Source organism: Paenibacillus kribbensis, assembly GCF_002240415.1.
GTDB classification, from domain to species: domain Bacteria; phylum Bacillota; class Bacilli; order Paenibacillales; family Paenibacillaceae; genus Paenibacillus; species Paenibacillus kribbensis.
Genome location: NZ_CP020028.1, coordinates 814,482 through 830,781, shown reverse-complemented (window position 1 = coordinate 830,781; position 16,300 = coordinate 814,482). Strand labels below are relative to the sequence as shown.

The following is a 16,300-nucleotide window of genomic DNA, read 5'->3' as shown; positions in this document are numbered from 1 at the left end:
ATCATTACCTTTTAAACCAAAATTTGTTTAATCAAAGTATATGTCTAATTATACGGGAGGTCAACAACTTAAACGCGACTCCAGACATATAAAATCACGAGTTTCGTACGATATTAAATCCGTTTTGTGAAAAAAGACCGCCCCCAAAGGTTTGGTCTGTTGATGTGTCGTGATGCTGTAGACTTAGGAGGGTAGAGAATATTCAGGTATTGATTTACAGACGGCCGAAATCAATAGCAAACTTGGCGTACCCTTCTATGGTTAATCCTTCATAAAGCAGCTCCGGATAGGCTTGAGCGGCCTTTATGGCTTGCGGCGAGCTCAGAAATGTCACATGTGGACGCCCTTCCCATGGCACAAGGGACCAGTGGTCATCTGCTTTGGGCGCCAATGTCTTCATATGCCGTACATATTCGGTCAATACATGCCGATTTTCATCCGGTGCAGCAAGTACAATTCGTTCTCCACCCGGATTAACGAGCGTGGAGGTGAACGCGCGATAGTTGTTCGTAACCACCAGATAACTCCGCTGCATATCCATCGGCTCTCCTTCGTAGGACATATGAAGAATTCTGTGCGCATCCGGCACCTTTAATTTCCCGACAATATCATATCTGGCAGGCTGCGTTACATCAATTTGATACCTGATCCCGTCGATGATATCAAAATTAAAGCTCGGAAAATCAGAATCAATCAGCTCTTGCTCATGTTCTGTCAAAGGATCAATCTGTCGGAATTGTCCGGCAGACCACTCAAGCCATTCCCGAATTTCCGCCCCGGTCAGCCGGACGACATGCAGCGTATTCGGAAAGTTATACAGATCGGCGATATGCTTGATCGCCAACATCCCTGCCGGAATATCGGTGTAGTAAGACGGGCCGTATCTGCCGCCTGTTTTAAATGGAGCCGCTGCCGACAGAACGGGTAGATCCTCGTACTCGCTCCCTTGCATCTGCTGCTTCACATACCAAATTTGTGCATCATTTACGAGTTGAACCGAAGCATCGTCCATGACTTGGGCAAAGAAGCTGTTCACCGCCACCGTTATCCGACCGACAGGAGCGCGAATATACTCCAGCGTCCCGGCGTGCTCCTCTGCTACCGACAGCTGAATTTCAGCATCCGGTTGTACCAGCGCTTCCTGCCGTACCGGATCATACACCGGGCGTACCTCGGCAGAGGATGCGGCCACTTCCCACTTTCCATCCATAAGAAAAAGGTCGAGGTCAATAATCCCCAGATGATCCCCCCAGAAGCCCGGCTCTACCGCCGGAATCTCGTGGATAGTGCCTCGCTCCGTATCAACACCCGTTTTACCGACAAACGAAGGTCCGGGGAATACTTTATGCGCATGACCAAACAGAATAGCGTCAATCCCCTCCACTCTGCTCAGTGGCAGCACCGTATTTTCCATATATGGCGTTTCAGGAATATCCTCAAAGCCCGCATGGGGCATGGCAATGATCAGATCGGCTCCCTCTGCCCTCATTTTGGGAATGAACCGTCTTGCTGTTTCCAGCACGTCCTTGACGATGATTTTTCCCTCCAGCCACGCCTTGTCCCATTGCATAATTTGTGGCGGTACAAAGCCGATGACTCCCACCTTTAAAAGATGCTTGCCGCCTGCTTCATCCTCCACCGTCTTGTCCAGCAGCAGATAAGGTGTGAAATAGTTTTGTTCATTTTCTCCCGCCACATATATGTTGGCATTTATATAAGGAAATTGTGCTCCCTGAAGGCAGGTCTGCAAATATTCCAATCCATAGTTAAATTCATGATTTCCGATATTCCCTGCCTCGTATCCTAAAAGATTCATCGCTTTGTAAGCAGGATGTACAGCGCTGGGGTCCTGTTGAAGACGCTGCACAGCATAATCTCCCATCGGATTCCCCTGAATGACATCCCCGTTATCCAGCAGGAGATGGTTGGGCACCTCAGACCGGGCTGTTTGAATCAAGCTGGCGGTTTGCGCCAGACCATACTGCAGCGTTTCCTCATCTGCATAATAATCATAATTCCACAAGCTGACATGCAGATCCGTCGTAACCATGATGCGGAATTTCACCCTTACCGGACCTGACGTTTCCACACATATCACTTCATTTGTTTCCAATCCTGTTCTCTCCCTCAGCTTCGGTCATAAAGATTGAACAAGTCTAGCAGACCACTATTAAGAGAATGTTAAGTGAATGAACGCCAGCAACCATATCATAAATTTTACATTATTTTTACCAAAGTCAGGAGTGATTTTAACCCTGGCCGCCGGACTAGCTGTTAAGATTTGGCTGACTTCTTTAATTACTATGTTTTAGGGGGAAATTATTTTGTTCAAAAAAGCACTGACCTTGTGCATGACTTTCACACTGGCGGCAGGTCTGGCCGCTTGCGGCTCCAATGCAAGCAACAACAGCGCGTCGACTCCAGGCACAGATGGTACGAAAAGCGAAAGCACAGCCTATGTTCCTACAGAGCTAAAGGTACAGTTCGTTCCTTCCCAAAATGCAGATACACTCGAAGCCAAAGCCAAGCCGCTCGAAAAGCTGCTGGGGGACAAGCTTGGAATCCCGGTAAAAGTCACCGTATCTCCTGACTACAACACGATTGTGGAAGCCATGTCCTCCAAACAGGTTGATGTAGGTTTCCTTCCACCGAATGCCTATGTTCTGGCACATGATAACCGCAAAGCAGCCGATTTGCTGTTGCAGGCCCAACGCTACGGCATTGAAGATGCCACAGGCAAGGACACAGCTGAAAAAGTAAACTTTTATAAAGCGATGATCGTGGTCAAAAAAGATTCTCCGATTAAAACCCTGGCTGATCTGAAGGGCAAAAAAGTCGGCTGGCAAAATGTAACCTCCTCCGCAGGCTACGTGTATCCCGCAGCAGAGCTGAAAAAAGCGGGCGTGGACCCGGACACGGATGTACAGGGTGTAACGATCAAAGGCCATGATGCTGCTATTCTGGCGCTGCTGAACGGTCAGGTTGATGCTGTAGCTGTCTTCCAGGATGCACGCAACACGGTGAAGAAGGAAATACCGGACGTATTTGAAAAAACACGCGTTATCCATTACACGGCTAAAATTCCGAATGACACGGTCAGCGTGCGTTCCGATATGGATCAAGCGTGGAGAGACAAAATCAGCCAAGCCTTTATCGATATCGCCAATGATCCAGAAGGCGGCAAAATCATTAAAGAAATTTACACGCATGTAGGCTATGAAAAGGGCGACGATAAAAACTTCGACTCTGTACGTGAATATGCCGAAGCCGTCGGCCAAGCGGTGAAGTAATACAAACACGCGGGGAATTGTAATGAAGCAGCAGCTACAAAACAGGCATTACGAATGACAGGGCAGCACCGTCCATGTATTCATGGCGGTGTTGTTTTCATTCCACCCCATCGGGGGAGAAAGTGGGAAGTATATGATCGAATTCCGTAACGTATCGAAAACGTACCCGAATGGCACCAAAGGGTTGAACAATATTAATTTGACGATTAAAGAGGGCGAAATGGTCGTTATTGTCGGCTTGTCCGGTGCAGGCAAGTCCACCCTGCTGCGTTCCATCAACCGTCTGCATGACATTACCTCCGGTGACATTGTCGTGGGCGGCAGGTCTGTTACGTCTGCCGGAAGCAGCGAGCTGCGGCGCATTCGCCGCGACATTGGCATGATCTTTCAGAGCTTCAATCTGGTGAAGCGCTCGACCGTGCTCCGCAATGTACTCTCTGGACGCGTCGGCTATCATTCGACGCTCAGAACCATTCTCGGCCTCTTTCCGAAGGAAGATGTCGAGCTGGCACTAGCGGCGCTGGGACGCGTGAACATCCGCGAAAAAGCCTACAGCCGGGCTGATGAGCTGTCAGGTGGCCAACAGCAGCGTGTATCCATCGCCCGTGCGCTGGCGCAGGAGGCCAAAATCATTCTGGCGGACGAGCCTGTCGCATCGCTTGATCCCTTGACCACTCGCCAGGTCATGGACGACCTCCAGCGGATCAACCGTGAAATGCGGATTACGACCATCGTCAATCTGCATTTCATTGATCTGGCGCGCGAATATGCGACGCGGATTATCGGACTGCGCGCGGGGGAGGTCGTCTTTGACGGCACGCCAGAGGAAGCTACGGACGAGGCCTTTGCGGAAATCTACGGCCGGGCTATCAAGCACGATGAGCTGTTGGGAGTGGGATCATGAAACCCGACTCTACAGCCCGGCAGCTCTCTTCGACGCCGCCGTCACCGCATGCCGGGCCACCGCAGCCAGGCATGCGACCTGCAGGGCCACCCTTGCCGGGGCGTTACAAGCGTTACGCCACCTGGATGATTTTTATTGTGGTACTGGTTGCCTGCTCCATTCATACGGATGCCACGCCTTACCAGTTGATCGTCGGATTGCCCGAGATGGGCAAGCTGCTGGGCGAAATGTTCCCGCCTGACTGGAGCTACCTGCCCACCATCTGGAAGCCGATGCTGGAAACGATCCAGATCGCCATCGTCGGCACGACACTGGGGGCTATACTGGCTATCCCTGTCGCGTTGCTATGTGCCTACAATGTGATGCCGCGCAAGCTGATTTCGCTGCCGATGCGCACGATTCTAAATCTGGTGCGGACGATACCGGATTTGCTGTTCGCCTCCATCTTTGTAGCCGTGTTCGGCATCGGTCCGTTTGCAGGGATGCTCGCCCTGCTCTTCTTCTCCTTTGGCATCATAGCCAAGCTGACATTCGAGGCGATTGAAGCCATTGATCCCGGGCCGCTGGAGGCCATGACTGCCGTTGGCGCAAGCCGCATTCAGGTCATTGCCTTTGGTGTTGTGCCGCAGGCATTGCCTTATTTTGTGTCATACTTGCTGTACACGTTTGAGGTTAATGTGCGTGCAGCTTCCGTTCTGGGCCTGGTCGGCGCTGGCGGTATCGGTCTGCTGCTTGACCGTTCCCTCGGTCTGTTCCGATATGACCGGACAAGCATCATTATTCTACTGACCCTCGTCATCGTCCTTGCGATTGATTACGGCAGCAACCTGCTACGGAGGAAATTATTATGAATGATCCTACGCTTCGCAGACCTGTTGGCTCCCGCCTGCGCCTATGGGCGATAGCTATTCTGCTTATCATCATTTATATTTGGGCTTTTCGCGGAATGCAGTTTGAAGGATTACAGGGAACGGCCAAAAGTGTATCTGTCGCTATATTGAACGGCTTCCTTCATCCGGACTGGTCATACGTCTACATCCCTGAAGGAGAGGATTTATTGCGTGGTCTGCTGGATACGCTGGTCATTTCAATTCTCGGAACCTTTGTATCCGCGTTTGTCTGTCTTCCATTCGCCTTTTGGGCGTCCAGCAATATGACCCGACTGCGTCCCTTATCGGGTAGCGGGAAATTTGTACTTAGTGTCATCCGGGTATTTCCCGAAATGATCGTTGCCATCCTGTTTATCAAAGCCGTTGGTCCCGGCTCGTTTGCCGGGGTGCTTGCCCTTGGCATTCACTCCATCGGCATGCTGGCGAAGCTATTCTCGGAAACGATCGAAAGTGTCGATCACGGGCCGCAGGAAGCTTTGGTCGCGTGTGGCGCCAATCGTCTGCAAGTGATTTTCTTCGCCGTGCTGCCGCAGGTGATCCCACAGTTTCTTTCCTATTCGCTCTATCGTTTTGAAATTAACATCCGCTCTGCCACCACGCTCGGTCTGGTCGGTGCAGGCGGTATTGGTACTCCGCTGCTGTTTGCACTCCAAATGCGCAACTGGAACCGGGTAGGCGTTATTTTGCTCGGTATTGTGGTTCTGATCATTTTGACGGATCTGATTTCCGGGTGGCTGCGCAAACGGATCGTATAGTTTTAAATGCCGAAAAAGCCTCCCTTGTGGTAAAATGGCCAGCCTTACGCGCCCACTTTACCAAAGAGAGGCTTCTTCATGTCTATCTACAAACGCAAGAACGGTGATTCAGAACCAATTCCGTGCTTTATTATCCATACCGCAGTACAACCTTCTATGTCAGCGTGGAGGCCGAAGTGAAGATAGAGCGGATTGCATCGGATACCTGCTCCGTTTCACTCAGCAGATACATATGACCTCCAGGGAAGCGGTGAAACGCAACCTTTTCTCCCCATCGTGCCCACCCGTCGGCATCACGCACACAAGCCTCGTCTTCATTGCCGTTAAAAATATGCATTTCCGACTGAAGCGGTGTCATATCGCTCGGCTGGAACGTTTCCAGCGCTTTGAAATCCGACCGGAACGGCGGCAGGAAAAATTCGAGCATTTCCCGGTTATTCGCCAGTTCGGGCGGAATGCCGTTCAAGCCGATCACATAATTGGCGAAAGCGTCATCCTCCATCTGAGAACGGATGGGACGCTTGATATCTGGCGGCTGGACGGCCGAAACGATGACCGCTTCTGGAAAAAGCCCTTTTGACTCCAGGATCTGCGCCAATCGAAAAGCCACGATCCCTCCCATACTGTGTCCAAACAGGATGAAAGGTTTGTGAAGCTGAGGCAGCAGCGCCGCCTCATACATGCTGACCAGCCGTTCGAGATCGTCCACCAGCGGCAATCGGTTGCTGCCGTGACCAGGAGGCTCGGCGGCAAGCACTTCAAATTGGTCCTGCAAGCTGTCATGCAACGGACGGAAGGCAGCGGAATATCCCCCCGCAAACGGAAAACAAATAAAATGGGTGTGGTCTGATGGTTTACCAAACCTTTTGATCAAATCGTTCATGCTCCTGCTCCCTTCAAATGATTGCTTATTCGTAAAATGGTCCGCTTCCAGTACCCGGATGCTCCATCAGTCAAATGTGCTGCTTCAAGCTGTCGCTGTGTACTATATCGGTAATCAGCCTACCGTTCATTTCGGCCAGCTCACCATAAAGCATTTCGTCGTGCTTCCCGCAGCCTTGATGCTCAACGACCGTTCCCGTCGTTCCTTCCTGCCAGGAAGACAGCCATTCCGGAAGAGGCTGCACATGGTCCGCTCCGATAAAATGAATATCGGCATTTACCTTCCCAGTGTTGATTAATTCGGCGTGATACGCGTAATAAGCCGTCATTTTGCGTTGCATGCCTTTACGTACCGCTTCGTTTTGCAAATATGGATTATCCCGGTTCGCTTCCATCAAAGCCACAGCTTCGGCTGCCGGACTGCGACGTTCGGCAGCAGGCAGCAGTCGACGGTTCACTTTGCCGTTGGAAGTAAGCGGCAGCCGGTCAAGCACCACGCAAGATGCCGGCACCATATATGCTGGCAAACGGGCGGCCAAGTGAGTCCGCAACTGCTCCGGCAACACTTGCTCTGCCGGACGAGGGACAACATAAGCGCAAAGGAACGTTTCGCCTACATCGCTGCGGACTGCCAGCACGACTGCCTCTTTCACAAGGGGGTGCCTCTGCAAGAATTTTAGCAAAATGCTCATTTATGCAATCGAATCTACGCAATAACGAAATAAATTCGAAGATATGCAGCTTAGACATAGCTTCACGTCCCAGCTTTTCTTGCAGGTAAGCCTCACCAAATTTCTACTTTTTTTGTACTTACTCCGTCTTAGTGACTTAAATAGAACGAGTAAATTATTACAATTATTGGGATTATATCAAACTCACAAATCTGTTAATTTTGCAACGAAACTAAAATTTACCTCCTTAATACCTTTATATCGGCAAAAACCCCTATAATTTTACATCTAATCTCAAATTTTTTATAAACATTATAGTTTTTTTAATTAATTTATTTATACGATATAATTAAATTTAAACATCCATATTTAGAAGGTAATAGTAGTCTAATAAAAATAGGCCTCTCTTCTGACTGATTTATCCGTTAAGGATAACCAGCTTGGAAGAAAGACCTATTTCCTGGGTAAAAAGACCCAGTTATTGTTAAAGTTGCCTGATAACTTGTGGTTTTCAATTACTTTTCATTATGACTATCATGCCTATCAATGAACCCGCTTGCGCCCAAACCAGCTTTTAAGCACCAAGGTAGCGAGAGCCAGCAGCAGCAGCAGCGAAGCCACTGCAAAGGATGCCGAGAACTGATATTCGTTATATAAAATTTCCACATGCAGCGGCAGTGTGTTCGTCTCTCCCCGGATATGTCCGGAGACGACGGACACCGCACCGAACTCCCCCATGGCTCTCGCATTACATAAAATGATGCCATACAGCAGACCCCATTTGATATTCGGCAGCGTCACCTTCCAAAAAATGCGCCAGCCGCGCGCGCCCAGCATGACAGCGGCTTCTTCTTCCTGCTGTCCCTGATCCTCCATCATTGGAATGAGTTCTCGCGCCACAAAAGGAAAGGTGATGAACAGCGTCGCCAAAATAATGCCTGGCAAGGCAAATATTATTTTGATATCATGCTCATCCAGCCACGGCCCAAGCCAGCCCTGTGCGCCAAACACCAATACATACATCAATCCGCCGACGACAGGAGAGATGGCAAAGGGTAAATCAATCAAAGTAACCAGCAAGCCTTTGCCGCGAAATTGGAACTTCGTGATCAGCCAAGCGGCGGCTATACCAAATACCGTATTCAGCGGTACCGTTATCGCTGCTACCAGTAGCGTTAGCCACAACGCGGACATGGCGTCCGGGTCCCGCAACGCTTCGATGTATACACTCCAGCCCTGCTTGAGTGCTTCGGTAAGCACGACGATCAGCGGTAATACAAGCACCCATAGCAAAGCCAGAAAAGCAGCCCCAATCAGCGTCCACTTCACCCAGGGTGCCTCGCTTGTGACCCTGTGGGGCGGTGCGGATGAAGGTACTGGTGCATGAGCAAGCTCCTGCCCAGTTATCGCTTGTGACATGATAATGTCCCCTCCTTAGAATGCGGCTGTACCGCTGCCCTGTATCATTACCTAGACATTTACATTGGACAATTAGATTAGAAAGCACATTAGATTAGAAAGCGCGGCGCCGTGACCAACGTTGAATGCTGTTAATCACAAATAACAGCACGAACGAAATCACCAACAGCATCAGTGCTACCGCCGTAGCTCCTGCATAGTCATTTTGCTCCAGCTTGGACATGATGAGCAGCGGAGCAATCTCGGTCTTCATCGGCATATTGCCGGAGATAAAGACGACAGAGCCGTACTCACCAATGCCACGGGCAAAGGCGAGTGCAAAGCCCGTCAGCAGCGGCGGAATTAACTCCGGCAAAATCACGCTGCGAAAGGTACGCCATCTGCCCGCTCCCAGCGTCGCAGCGACCTCCTCCTCGCCCTTGTCCATTTCCTCCAGCACTGGCTGCACCGTCCGCACGACGAACGGGATGCCGATAAACATCAGCGCAAGCGTAATACCTGTCTGTGAATACGCCATCTTCCAGCCCAATGGTTCAAACAGCGAACCGATCCAGCCATTTTGCGCATATAGAGCAGTCAAAGCAACACCTGCAACCGCGGTAGGCAAGGCAAAGGGCAGGTCAATGACCGCATCAAAAATACGTTTTCCCGGAAACTCATACCGCACCAGCACCCAGGCTATCAGTAAACCGAGAAACAGGTCGACCAACGCCGCAGCCGCGGCACACAGAAAACTCACCTTGTAGGAGGCCAGCACCCTCACATCCGTTGCTACGTCCCAAAACTTTTCCCACGTCAGTCCGGTTGAGTTCAGGAGCAGTGCCGATAAAGGCACCAGCACCACCAGACTGAGGTACAGCACGCTATAACCCATTGTTAACCCGAACCCGGGAAGTACGCGTTTTCGGGTGGCTTGCACTTGACTCATGTTCTGTCCATCCCTCTCTAAAATCCATTCACACTACGTTTGCGATTACATCCCATCCGAATTTACACACCACTTATTTATCAACTGCCGGGTACATAAATCTGGTCAAAAATACCCTTGTCACTAAAGTGCTTCTGCTGCGTTTCCTTCCACGTTCCGAATACATCCTTTAAGGTTACGAGCTCCATCTTCGGAAATTGATCCTTGAATTTCGCCTTTACGCTATCCAGCGTTGGACGATAATAGTTCTCGGCTGCAATGGTCTGCCCTTCTTCACTGTACAAATATTTCAGGTACGCGTCCGCCACCTCGCGTGTGCCTTTTTTATCCACGACCTTATCGACGATCGCCACTGGAGGCTCAGCCAGAATACTGATGGACGGGTACACGATATCAAATTTATCCGCGCCCAGTTCCTTCACAGAGAGCAATGCTTCATTTTCCCAAGCAATCAGCACATCGCCAATTCCACGCTCCACAAAGGTCGTAGTCGCCCCACGCGCTCCGCTATCCAGTACCGGCACGTGCTTGTACAGCTCCTGTACAAACTGCTGGGCTTTGGCTTCATCGTTATTGTTTTTCTTGAGCGCATAGGCCCAAGCCGCAAGATAGTTCCAGCGGGCTCCGCCTGAAGTTTTGGGATTCGGTGTAATAACCTGCACATCACCCCGGACTAAATCATCCCAGTCCTTAATTCCTTTTGGATTTCCCTTGCGCACCAGCAGCACAATGGTTGAAGTGTACGGTGAGCTGTTATGCTCATATTTATCTTGCCAGCCCTCTTTAACAAGCCCTTTGTCCTGTAGCGCATCAATATCATAGCCCAGGGCCAGAGTGACCACATCCGCATCCAGTCCATCCTGCACAGAACGACTTTGCTTGCCAGAACCGCCATGGGACTGCTTGATCGTCACCTTCTGCCCTTTCTCCTTCTCCCAATGCGCAGCAAAGGCTTTATTATATGCCTCATACAGCTCACGGGTAGGATCATAAGAAACGTTGAGCAGCTCGACATCCTTGGAACCGGCAGCTGAGCTACCATCCGCCTGGGTCCCTCCCTTGCTTGCCCCGCAAGCACTTAGCATAATCGTTAAAACCAAAGATAGCCCGAGAATAAGTCCACTTTTCCATTTCCTCTTCATCAAGACACCCCTAATTCTATATAATTTGTGAAAACACATTTATTTACGCCTGTTATTTACAGACCCATCAAGAAAAAATGGCGGAGAATTCCCTGATGCAGCTCTGATAGGTCAAACCTGTCGCGTGGACAGTGCCTGCCTGCTGTTCCTAGAGGTTCTCCGCCACAATGGCGTGATCATGATGATCATACTTTAATACTTTAATTCCTACCCGTTTAGTGAGTTATATAAGTATAATACGAGTGTTTATAAACAATGTCAAACTTTTTTTGCATGGGCTATGTGTGCTTTGCTCGCTTCAAAAGGGGGGACAGTCAGAAACATCAGAATGTTTCCGACTGCTTAGAGGCATTTTTCACCATACGGGGTGTTGCTTAGTTGGCCACGGTTTCAAGATTAATCGAAAATACTCCAAAAAGCTTCGGATTTTCCATACCTCTTCTTAACCACAGCTCTCCTGAGCCAACCATAACTCCTTGGTAATTGACAAACAAATCATCCGTCTTTTGATTCACCAGCGCTTCACGAATCGCATCCGTAAAAATCTGATCATACTTTTCAATGAAATCTTTCTTGTTCGGAATCGTTAGCGACTTCTCGCTATCATTGACACGCAGAGGGTAAAAAATATAATTGGCTACCTTCTCTTTGTCATTGTCGGCAACAGCCTTCTGTAACGCTTTAAACGTGTTCAAAAACGCTTTAGGGTCTTGAATGCCTGCTACCTCAAAAGGATTTTGAGATGAACTGGAGGGTGTCAGGGAAGAAGATGCATCCGATGAAGCAGCCGGGGCCGAAGGAGTAGGCTCTAGTGCGTCATTACTGTTGTTTTCTGCATTACTGCTCTCTTTGGCTGCTTTGCCATTTTGGGCTGAACCGCTACGATTCGCATCGGCTCCGTTCTCAATCACGCTTGTACTGCTTCCGGTATTGCTGGTTTCAGCACTCTTATCCTGGCCGCAGCCGGCAAGAGCTACAAATGTAAGTGTAAGTAAAATGACTGTGAGCGACAGCCTACGTGACAGCTTTTGATTACCGAATTCATGTTTTTTGGGCACGACGGGTCATCCTTTCTGCTTCTGCTTTCTGCTCTGACCTATTCTGTTCATTAAGTCTTCAACCGTTCTATTGTAACATAGTAGGCTAATGACCGCATGTCGTGCCCTTTCTGGAAGCGGTTTACAGTGTAATATATGCGAAGGTTTTAACAGTTCCTTGCGATCCATCGTCTGTACTTACGTTCAAAATCAGCTCATTCGGGGAGTCGCTTCCAGCTTCAGCCTGCCCTTCCGGCTTTACAAACAGCAGATCATGGCGTTCTCCGGGCTGCAGGGTTCCTTTGGCAAATCCGCTCGTTGTTCCCTGCAAAACTGCTCCTTGCAAGTCTGATCCATACGAACGGTTGAGCTTATATTGTACGGGCTGCTTTCCTGTATTTTTGATGCTGATGTACAGCTTGCGCCCCTCTTCAAATGTAAAGTTCGTTTGTCCTTGTCCTTCAAAATACATTCTTTGATCATGTACGATACGCTTGGCTGTATCTCCCTGCCCATTCTGCTCGTTAAGCGGGGCTGCCGGGTGCTCCTCACTCGACGTTGATGTGGCATGCCCGGCACCGTAACTGGCAAAAGTGACATAACCTACGATCGCCCCCGCAACGCCCATCCAAACCCATTTTTCCACCATTTCGTGTCCTCCTTCACAAAAAAAGCCGAACTCATATCCATTATGAGTTCGGATTCCATATTTTTCAAACTTGATCAAAGGCATCCACCCGGCTGTGCTCTCATATTTCTCTAATAACCAAAGCAGCCTATACGTGCAGCGTGTTACGAGACTTCTTTTTATCCAACACACTAAAAATCACAAAAATAATGAGATAGGCCGCAATCAACAAGGTAGAGAACAATCCACCGCATCTGCAAATAGATCCAAAAACAAATCGTCTTTGCTTTTAAAATGAGCATAAATAGACTGCTTTTTAATCCCTACCTCATCGGCAATCTAGTTGCCTCCGAACGAGAATAACAAAAAAGCCGGAAGCCCTCTAAACTGAGGACTCCGGCTCCATAACCATCTATCTATTCCACTTTATAAAATACGACCTACCAATTATTCTGTTACTGTTCCGTAGATCAGCACTGGCGCTTCCGCGTGATCCGCAATACGGATGTTCGCGTAGATTTTCTCCAGCACTTGGGCTACGTCTTCACGGTTCGCATGGATGGTAACCAGCGAATCGCCTTTTTGAACCGCATCGCCGACCTTTTTGTTCAGCATCAGGCCAACAGCCAGATCAATTTCGGATTCTTTGGTCGCACGTCCTGCTCCAAGCAGCATCGCAGCCGTACCGATTTCGTCCGCTACGATCTCGGCCACCACACCGTCCTGCTTCGCTGGCACTTCAATGAGATACTGTGCCTGCGGCAAGCGTTCAGGATGATCCACTACAGAAGCGTCCCCGCCCTGATTGGCAATAAACTCCTTGAATTTCTCCAGTGCTTTACCGTTGCGAATAACTTCTTTGAGCTTCTCTTTAGCGTCTTCGAGGGAATCTGCTTTCCCGGCCAAAAAGACCATTTGGCTGCCCAAAGCCAAACACAGCTCTTCCAGATCTTCAGGTCCTTCACCGCGCAGTGTATCAATCGCTTCCTTGACTTCCAGCGAGTTGCCGATAGCCAAGCCGAGTGGCTGACTCATATCGGAAATAACCGCCATCGTCTTGCGGCCGACATTGTTGCCGATGCTCACCATCGCATGTGCCAGTTCTTTGGCATCATCGACCGTTTTCATGAACGCACCTGCGCCTGTCTTTACATCCAGTACGATGGCATCGGAACCGGCCGCGATTTTTTTACTCATAATCGAGCTGGCAATCAGCGGTATCGAGTTGACCGTCGCTGTAACGTCACGCAAGGCATACAGCTTTTTGTCCGCAGGCGTCAGGTTGCCGCTTTGTCCGACTACCGCAATTTTGCTGCGATTCACCAGCTCCACGAATTCATCCTTGCTGATTTCTACGTGGAAGCCAGCGATCGCCTCCAGTTTGTCAATCGTTCCCCCGGTATGTCCGAGGCCGCGACCTGACATTTTTGCTACCGGAATGTCCAAGGCCGCTACAAGCGGAGCCAGTACCAGCGTTGTCGTATCGCCCACACCGCCAGTGGAGTGCTTGTCGACCTTTACTCCTTCAATCGCAGACAGATCAATCGTATCACCGGAATGAACCATCGCCATGGTCAGATCAGCGCGTTCCCGCTCGGTCATATCTTGAAAGAAAATGGACATCGCCAATGCGCTGACCTGATAGTCAGGAATTTCCCCCTGAGTGTAGCCTTGGATAATAAAATTAATTTCCTCCGTACTCAGTTCTTTGCCGTCACGTTTTTTTGCGATCAAGTCTACCATTCTCATATGTCATTTCTCCTCACTATGCGTTGATCGTTTACAGGGATACTGCTGTATCCAGCGCAACTTCCATCATTTCTTTAAAGGTGGTTTGCCGCTCTTCCGCCGTCGTTTCTTCACCCGTCAGCAAATGATCGCTTACCGTCAGAATCGTCAGCGCGTTGACGCCAAATTTGGCTGCCAGCGTATATAATGCCGAAGTTTCCATCTCCACGCCCAGCACGCCGTATTCCATCAGCTTTTGCACCACTGATTTGTCGTCACGGTAAAAGCTGTCCGAGCTGAATACGTTGCCGACATGCATGTTCAAGCCTTTGGCAACACCGCGATCATAAGCGCCTTTTAAAAGAGGGAAGCTGGCAATCGGCGAATAGTCGTAGCCGCCAAAGATATGACGGTTCATGCCGGAATCCGTACACGAAGCCTGTGCCAAAATAACGTCACGAACATGCACGTGCTCCTTCATCCCGCCGCATGTACCTACACGGAACAGGTTTTTTACACCATACTCGCTAATCAGCTCATTGACATAAATACTGATGGACGGCAGTCCCATTCCTGTTCCTTGTACAGACAAGCGCTTGCCTTGGTATGTTCCCGTAAATCCGAGCATCCCGCGCACCTCGTTGTAGCAGGTCACGTCTTCCAAATACGTTTCAGCGATAAATTTCGCCCGCAGCGGGTCCCCTGGCAGCAAAATCGTTTCTGCAATCTCTCCTGGCTTGGCTCCAATGTGTACACTCATATTTCCATTCCTCCGTCCCATTTGTCCATGCTTATATCGTTTCCGTGCTTATATCGTTATTGAAGTTCTGCCAAAAAGCTCGTTCCATGTTCAGGCAGTTTTACACCAAAGTTATCCGCTACCGTCGCTCCAATGTCTGCAAACGTTTTGCGGACCGCCAGTTCCTTGCCTCCAGCTGCAAAGCGCGGGGAATACACCAGCAATGGCACATATTCACGGGTATGATCTGTTCCCCGATACGTTGGGTCATTCCCATGGTCCGCGGTGATGATCAGCAGATCGTCATCCGTCAATTTGGCGAATACCTCTGGGAGACGGGCATCGTAATCGTCCAGGGCTTGACCATATCCCTGCGGATTGCGGCGATGGCCATAGACCGCATCAAAGTCTACCAAATTAAGGAAACTCAACCCAGTAAATTCCTCATCCAGCGTCGTGACCAGCTTATCCATACCGTCCATATTGGATTTGGTACGTACCGCCTTCGTCACACCTTCGCCGTCATAAATGTCGGAGATTTTACCCAAAGCGATCACATCCAGACCTGCATCCTTCAGCTCATTCATCGTGGTGCGGCCAAACGGCTTGAGCGCATAATCATGACGATTGGAGGTACGGGAGAAGTTCCCCGGCTCGCCTATGAACGGACGTGCAATAATGCGGCCCAGCATGTACGGATCTTCCAGCGTGATTTTGCGACAGAACTCACAAATCTCGTAAAGCTCCTTCAAAGGTACAACTTCCTCATGCGCTGCAATTTGCAGCACCGAATCCGCCGAGGTATAGATGATGAGCGCTCCTGTCTTCACATGTTCTTCGCCCAGCTCGTCGATGATTTCCGTTCCGCTGGCAGGCTTGTTGCCAATGACTTTGCGGCCTGTATGCTCCTCAATGCGCTGAATCAGCTCATCCGGGAACCCGTCTGGGAATACGCGGAACGGAACCGCAATATTCAAACCCATAATCTCCCAGTGTCCGGTCATCGTATCCTTGCCATTGGACGCTTCCTGCATTTTAGTGTAGTACGCGAGCGGCTTTTCAGCCGCCGGTATCCCTTCGATGGGACGAATGTTGGACAGACCCAGCTTACCCATATTCGGCATGTTCAGACCGCCGCGTTCGCGGGCGATATGACCGAGTGTATCTACATCGTAATCATCAAACTGGGCAGCATCCGGCGCTTCGCCGATGCCGACCGAGTCCAGCACGATCAAGTGAATGCGTTTAAATTTAGACATCATAAAAATCCTTTCCTGACTCGCTGTT

The 16,300-nt window shown here is 49.9% G+C and carries 15 protein-coding genes and 1 pseudogene; 4 read left to right on the top strand and 12 right to left on the bottom strand.

From position 1 onward, the window contains the following. Nucleotides 1-214: 214 nt before the first annotated feature. Nucleotides 215-2,113, bottom strand: a complete 1,899-nt coding sequence (locus tag B4V02_RS03720; RefSeq protein ID WP_094153787.1) for a bifunctional 2',3'-cyclic-nucleotide 2'-phosphodiesterase/3'-nucleotidase — start codon at nt 2,111-2,113, stop codon at nt 215-217. A 211-nt stretch (nt 2,114-2,324) separates the two neighbouring features. On the opposite strand from B4V02_RS03720, the gene B4V02_RS03715 reads away from it, so the two are divergent. The 4 genes from B4V02_RS03715 (at nt 2,325) to phnE (B4V02_RS03700) (ending at nt 5,839) form a co-directional block, all read left to right on the top strand. After that, the gene (locus B4V02_RS03715) at nt 2,325-3,290 is read left to right on the top strand and encodes a phosphate/phosphite/phosphonate ABC transporter substrate-binding protein (RefSeq protein WP_007432226.1); all 966 of its coding nucleotides are present in this window, start codon (nt 2,325-2,327) and stop codon (nt 3,288-3,290) included. A gap of 133 nt (nt 3,291-3,423) precedes the next feature. Then, the gene (gene phnC, locus B4V02_RS03710; RefSeq protein ID WP_094153786.1) at nt 3,424-4,194 is read left to right on the top strand and encodes a phosphonate ABC transporter ATP-binding protein; all 771 of its coding nucleotides are present in this window, start codon (nt 3,424-3,426) and stop codon (nt 4,192-4,194) included. Further along, the gene (phnE, locus tag B4V02_RS03705; protein ID WP_094153785.1) at nt 4,191-5,045 is read left to right on the top strand and encodes a phosphonate ABC transporter, permease protein PhnE; all 855 of its coding nucleotides are present in this window, start codon (nt 4,191-4,193) and stop codon (nt 5,043-5,045) included. The genes phnC and phnE (B4V02_RS03705) overlap by 4 nt, the downstream gene beginning before the upstream one ends. Further along, nucleotides 5,042-5,839 carry a phosphonate ABC transporter, permease protein PhnE gene (gene phnE, locus B4V02_RS03700; RefSeq protein ID WP_094153784.1) on the top strand — a complete coding sequence of 266 codons (798 nt, stop codon included), beginning with the start codon at nt 5,042-5,044 and terminating at the stop codon, nt 5,837-5,839. The genes phnE (B4V02_RS03705) and phnE (B4V02_RS03700) overlap by 4 nt, the downstream gene beginning before the upstream one ends. 154 nt (nt 5,840-5,993) lie before the next feature. Here phnE (B4V02_RS03700) and B4V02_RS03695 read toward each other — a convergent pair whose 3' ends face one another. The 11 genes and pseudogenes from B4V02_RS03695 to deoB form a co-directional block, all read right to left on the bottom strand. Then, nucleotides 5,994-6,722, bottom strand: a complete 729-nt coding sequence (locus B4V02_RS03695) for a thioesterase II family protein (protein ID WP_094153783.1) — start codon at nt 6,720-6,722, stop codon at nt 5,994-5,996. A 70-nt stretch (nt 6,723-6,792) separates the two neighbouring features. Further along, complete coding sequence (locus B4V02_RS03690; RefSeq protein WP_244188445.1) at nt 6,793-7,374, bottom strand: AMP-binding enzyme; 582 nt, start codon at nt 7,372-7,374, stop codon at nt 6,793-6,795. A gap of 561 nt (nt 7,375-7,935) precedes the next feature. Beyond that, nucleotides 7,936-8,811, bottom strand: a complete 876-nt coding sequence (cysW, locus tag B4V02_RS03685) for a sulfate ABC transporter permease subunit CysW (protein WP_094153782.1) — start codon at nt 8,809-8,811, stop codon at nt 7,936-7,938. A 94-nt stretch (nt 8,812-8,905) separates the two neighbouring features. Next, nucleotides 8,906-9,739 carry a sulfate ABC transporter permease subunit CysT gene (gene cysT / locus B4V02_RS03680; protein ID WP_094153781.1) on the bottom strand — a complete coding sequence of 278 codons (834 nt, stop codon included), beginning with the start codon at nt 9,737-9,739 and terminating at the stop codon, nt 8,906-8,908. 80 nt (nt 9,740-9,819) lie between these two features. Continuing rightward, on the bottom strand, nt 9,820-10,881 hold the full coding sequence (locus B4V02_RS03675; protein ID WP_094153780.1) for a sulfate ABC transporter substrate-binding protein: 1,062 nt from the start codon (nt 10,879-10,881) through the stop codon (nt 9,820-9,822). Nucleotides 10,882-11,255: 374 nt separating this feature from the next. After that, the gene (locus tag B4V02_RS03670; RefSeq protein ID WP_094153779.1) at nt 11,256-11,939 is read right to left on the bottom strand and encodes a hypothetical protein; all 684 of its coding nucleotides are present in this window, start codon (nt 11,937-11,939) and stop codon (nt 11,256-11,258) included. 121 nt (nt 11,940-12,060) lie between these two features. Beyond that, a complete protein-coding gene (locus B4V02_RS03665) occupies nt 12,061-12,567 on the bottom strand; it encodes a hypothetical protein (protein ID WP_094153778.1) in 507 nt (168 codons plus the stop codon). Between the two features lie 222 nt (nt 12,568-12,789). Beyond that, nucleotides 12,790-12,885, bottom strand: a pseudogene (locus tag B4V02_RS03660) (TetR/AcrR family transcriptional regulator); the annotation flags it as partial. Between the two features lie 108 nt (nt 12,886-12,993). Then, complete coding sequence (locus tag B4V02_RS03655) at nt 12,994-14,295, bottom strand: pyrimidine-nucleoside phosphorylase (protein WP_094153777.1); 1,302 nt, start codon at nt 14,293-14,295, stop codon at nt 12,994-12,996. Nucleotides 14,296-14,326: 31 nt separating this feature from the next. Further along, on the bottom strand, nt 14,327-15,034 hold the full coding sequence (gene deoD, locus B4V02_RS03650) for a purine-nucleoside phosphorylase (protein WP_025719435.1): 708 nt from the start codon (nt 15,032-15,034) through the stop codon (nt 14,327-14,329). A gap of 56 nt (nt 15,035-15,090) precedes the next feature. Beyond that, nucleotides 15,091-16,275, bottom strand: coding sequence for a phosphopentomutase (gene deoB / locus B4V02_RS03645; RefSeq protein WP_208618703.1), 1,185 nt, complete (start codon nt 16,273-16,275; stop codon nt 15,091-15,093). Nucleotides 16,276-16,300 lie beyond the last annotated feature (25 nt).

Excerpts from the sequence above, each read along its gene's own strand:
- phnE (WP_094153785.1), top strand. The coding sequence starts at position 4,191 with ATGAAACCCGACTCTACAGCCCGGCAGCTCTCTTCGACGCCGCCGTCA.
- phnC (WP_094153786.1), top strand. The coding sequence starts at position 3,424 with ATGATCGAATTCCGTAACGTATCGAAAACGTACCCGAATGGCACCAAA.
- phnE (WP_094153784.1), top strand. The coding sequence starts at position 5,042 with ATGAATGATCCTACGCTTCGCAGACCTGTTGGCTCCCGCCTGCGCCTA.
- B4V02_RS03665 (WP_094153778.1), bottom strand. The coding sequence starts at position 12,567 with ATGGTGGAAAAATGGGTTTGGATGGGCGTTGCGGGGGCGATCGTAGGT.
- B4V02_RS03695 (WP_094153783.1), bottom strand. The coding sequence starts at position 6,722 with ATGAACGATTTGATCAAAAGGTTTGGTAAACCATCAGACCACACCCAT.
- deoD (WP_025719435.1), bottom strand. The coding sequence starts at position 15,034 with ATGAGTGTACACATTGGAGCCAAGCCAGGAGAGATTGCAGAAACGATT.
- deoB (WP_208618703.1), bottom strand. The coding sequence starts at position 16,275 with ATGATGTCTAAATTTAAACGCATTCACTTGATCGTGCTGGACTCGGTC.
- B4V02_RS03655 (WP_094153777.1), bottom strand. The coding sequence starts at position 14,295 with ATGAGAATGGTAGACTTGATCGCAAAAAAACGTGACGGCAAAGAACTG.
- cysT (WP_094153781.1), bottom strand. The coding sequence starts at position 9,739 with ATGAGTCAAGTGCAAGCCACCCGAAAACGCGTACTTCCCGGGTTCGGG.
- cysW (WP_094153782.1), bottom strand. The coding sequence starts at position 8,811 with ATGTCACAAGCGATAACTGGGCAGGAGCTTGCTCATGCACCAGTACCT.
- B4V02_RS03675 (WP_094153780.1), bottom strand. The coding sequence starts at position 10,881 with ATGAAGAGGAAATGGAAAAGTGGACTTATTCTCGGGCTATCTTTGGTT.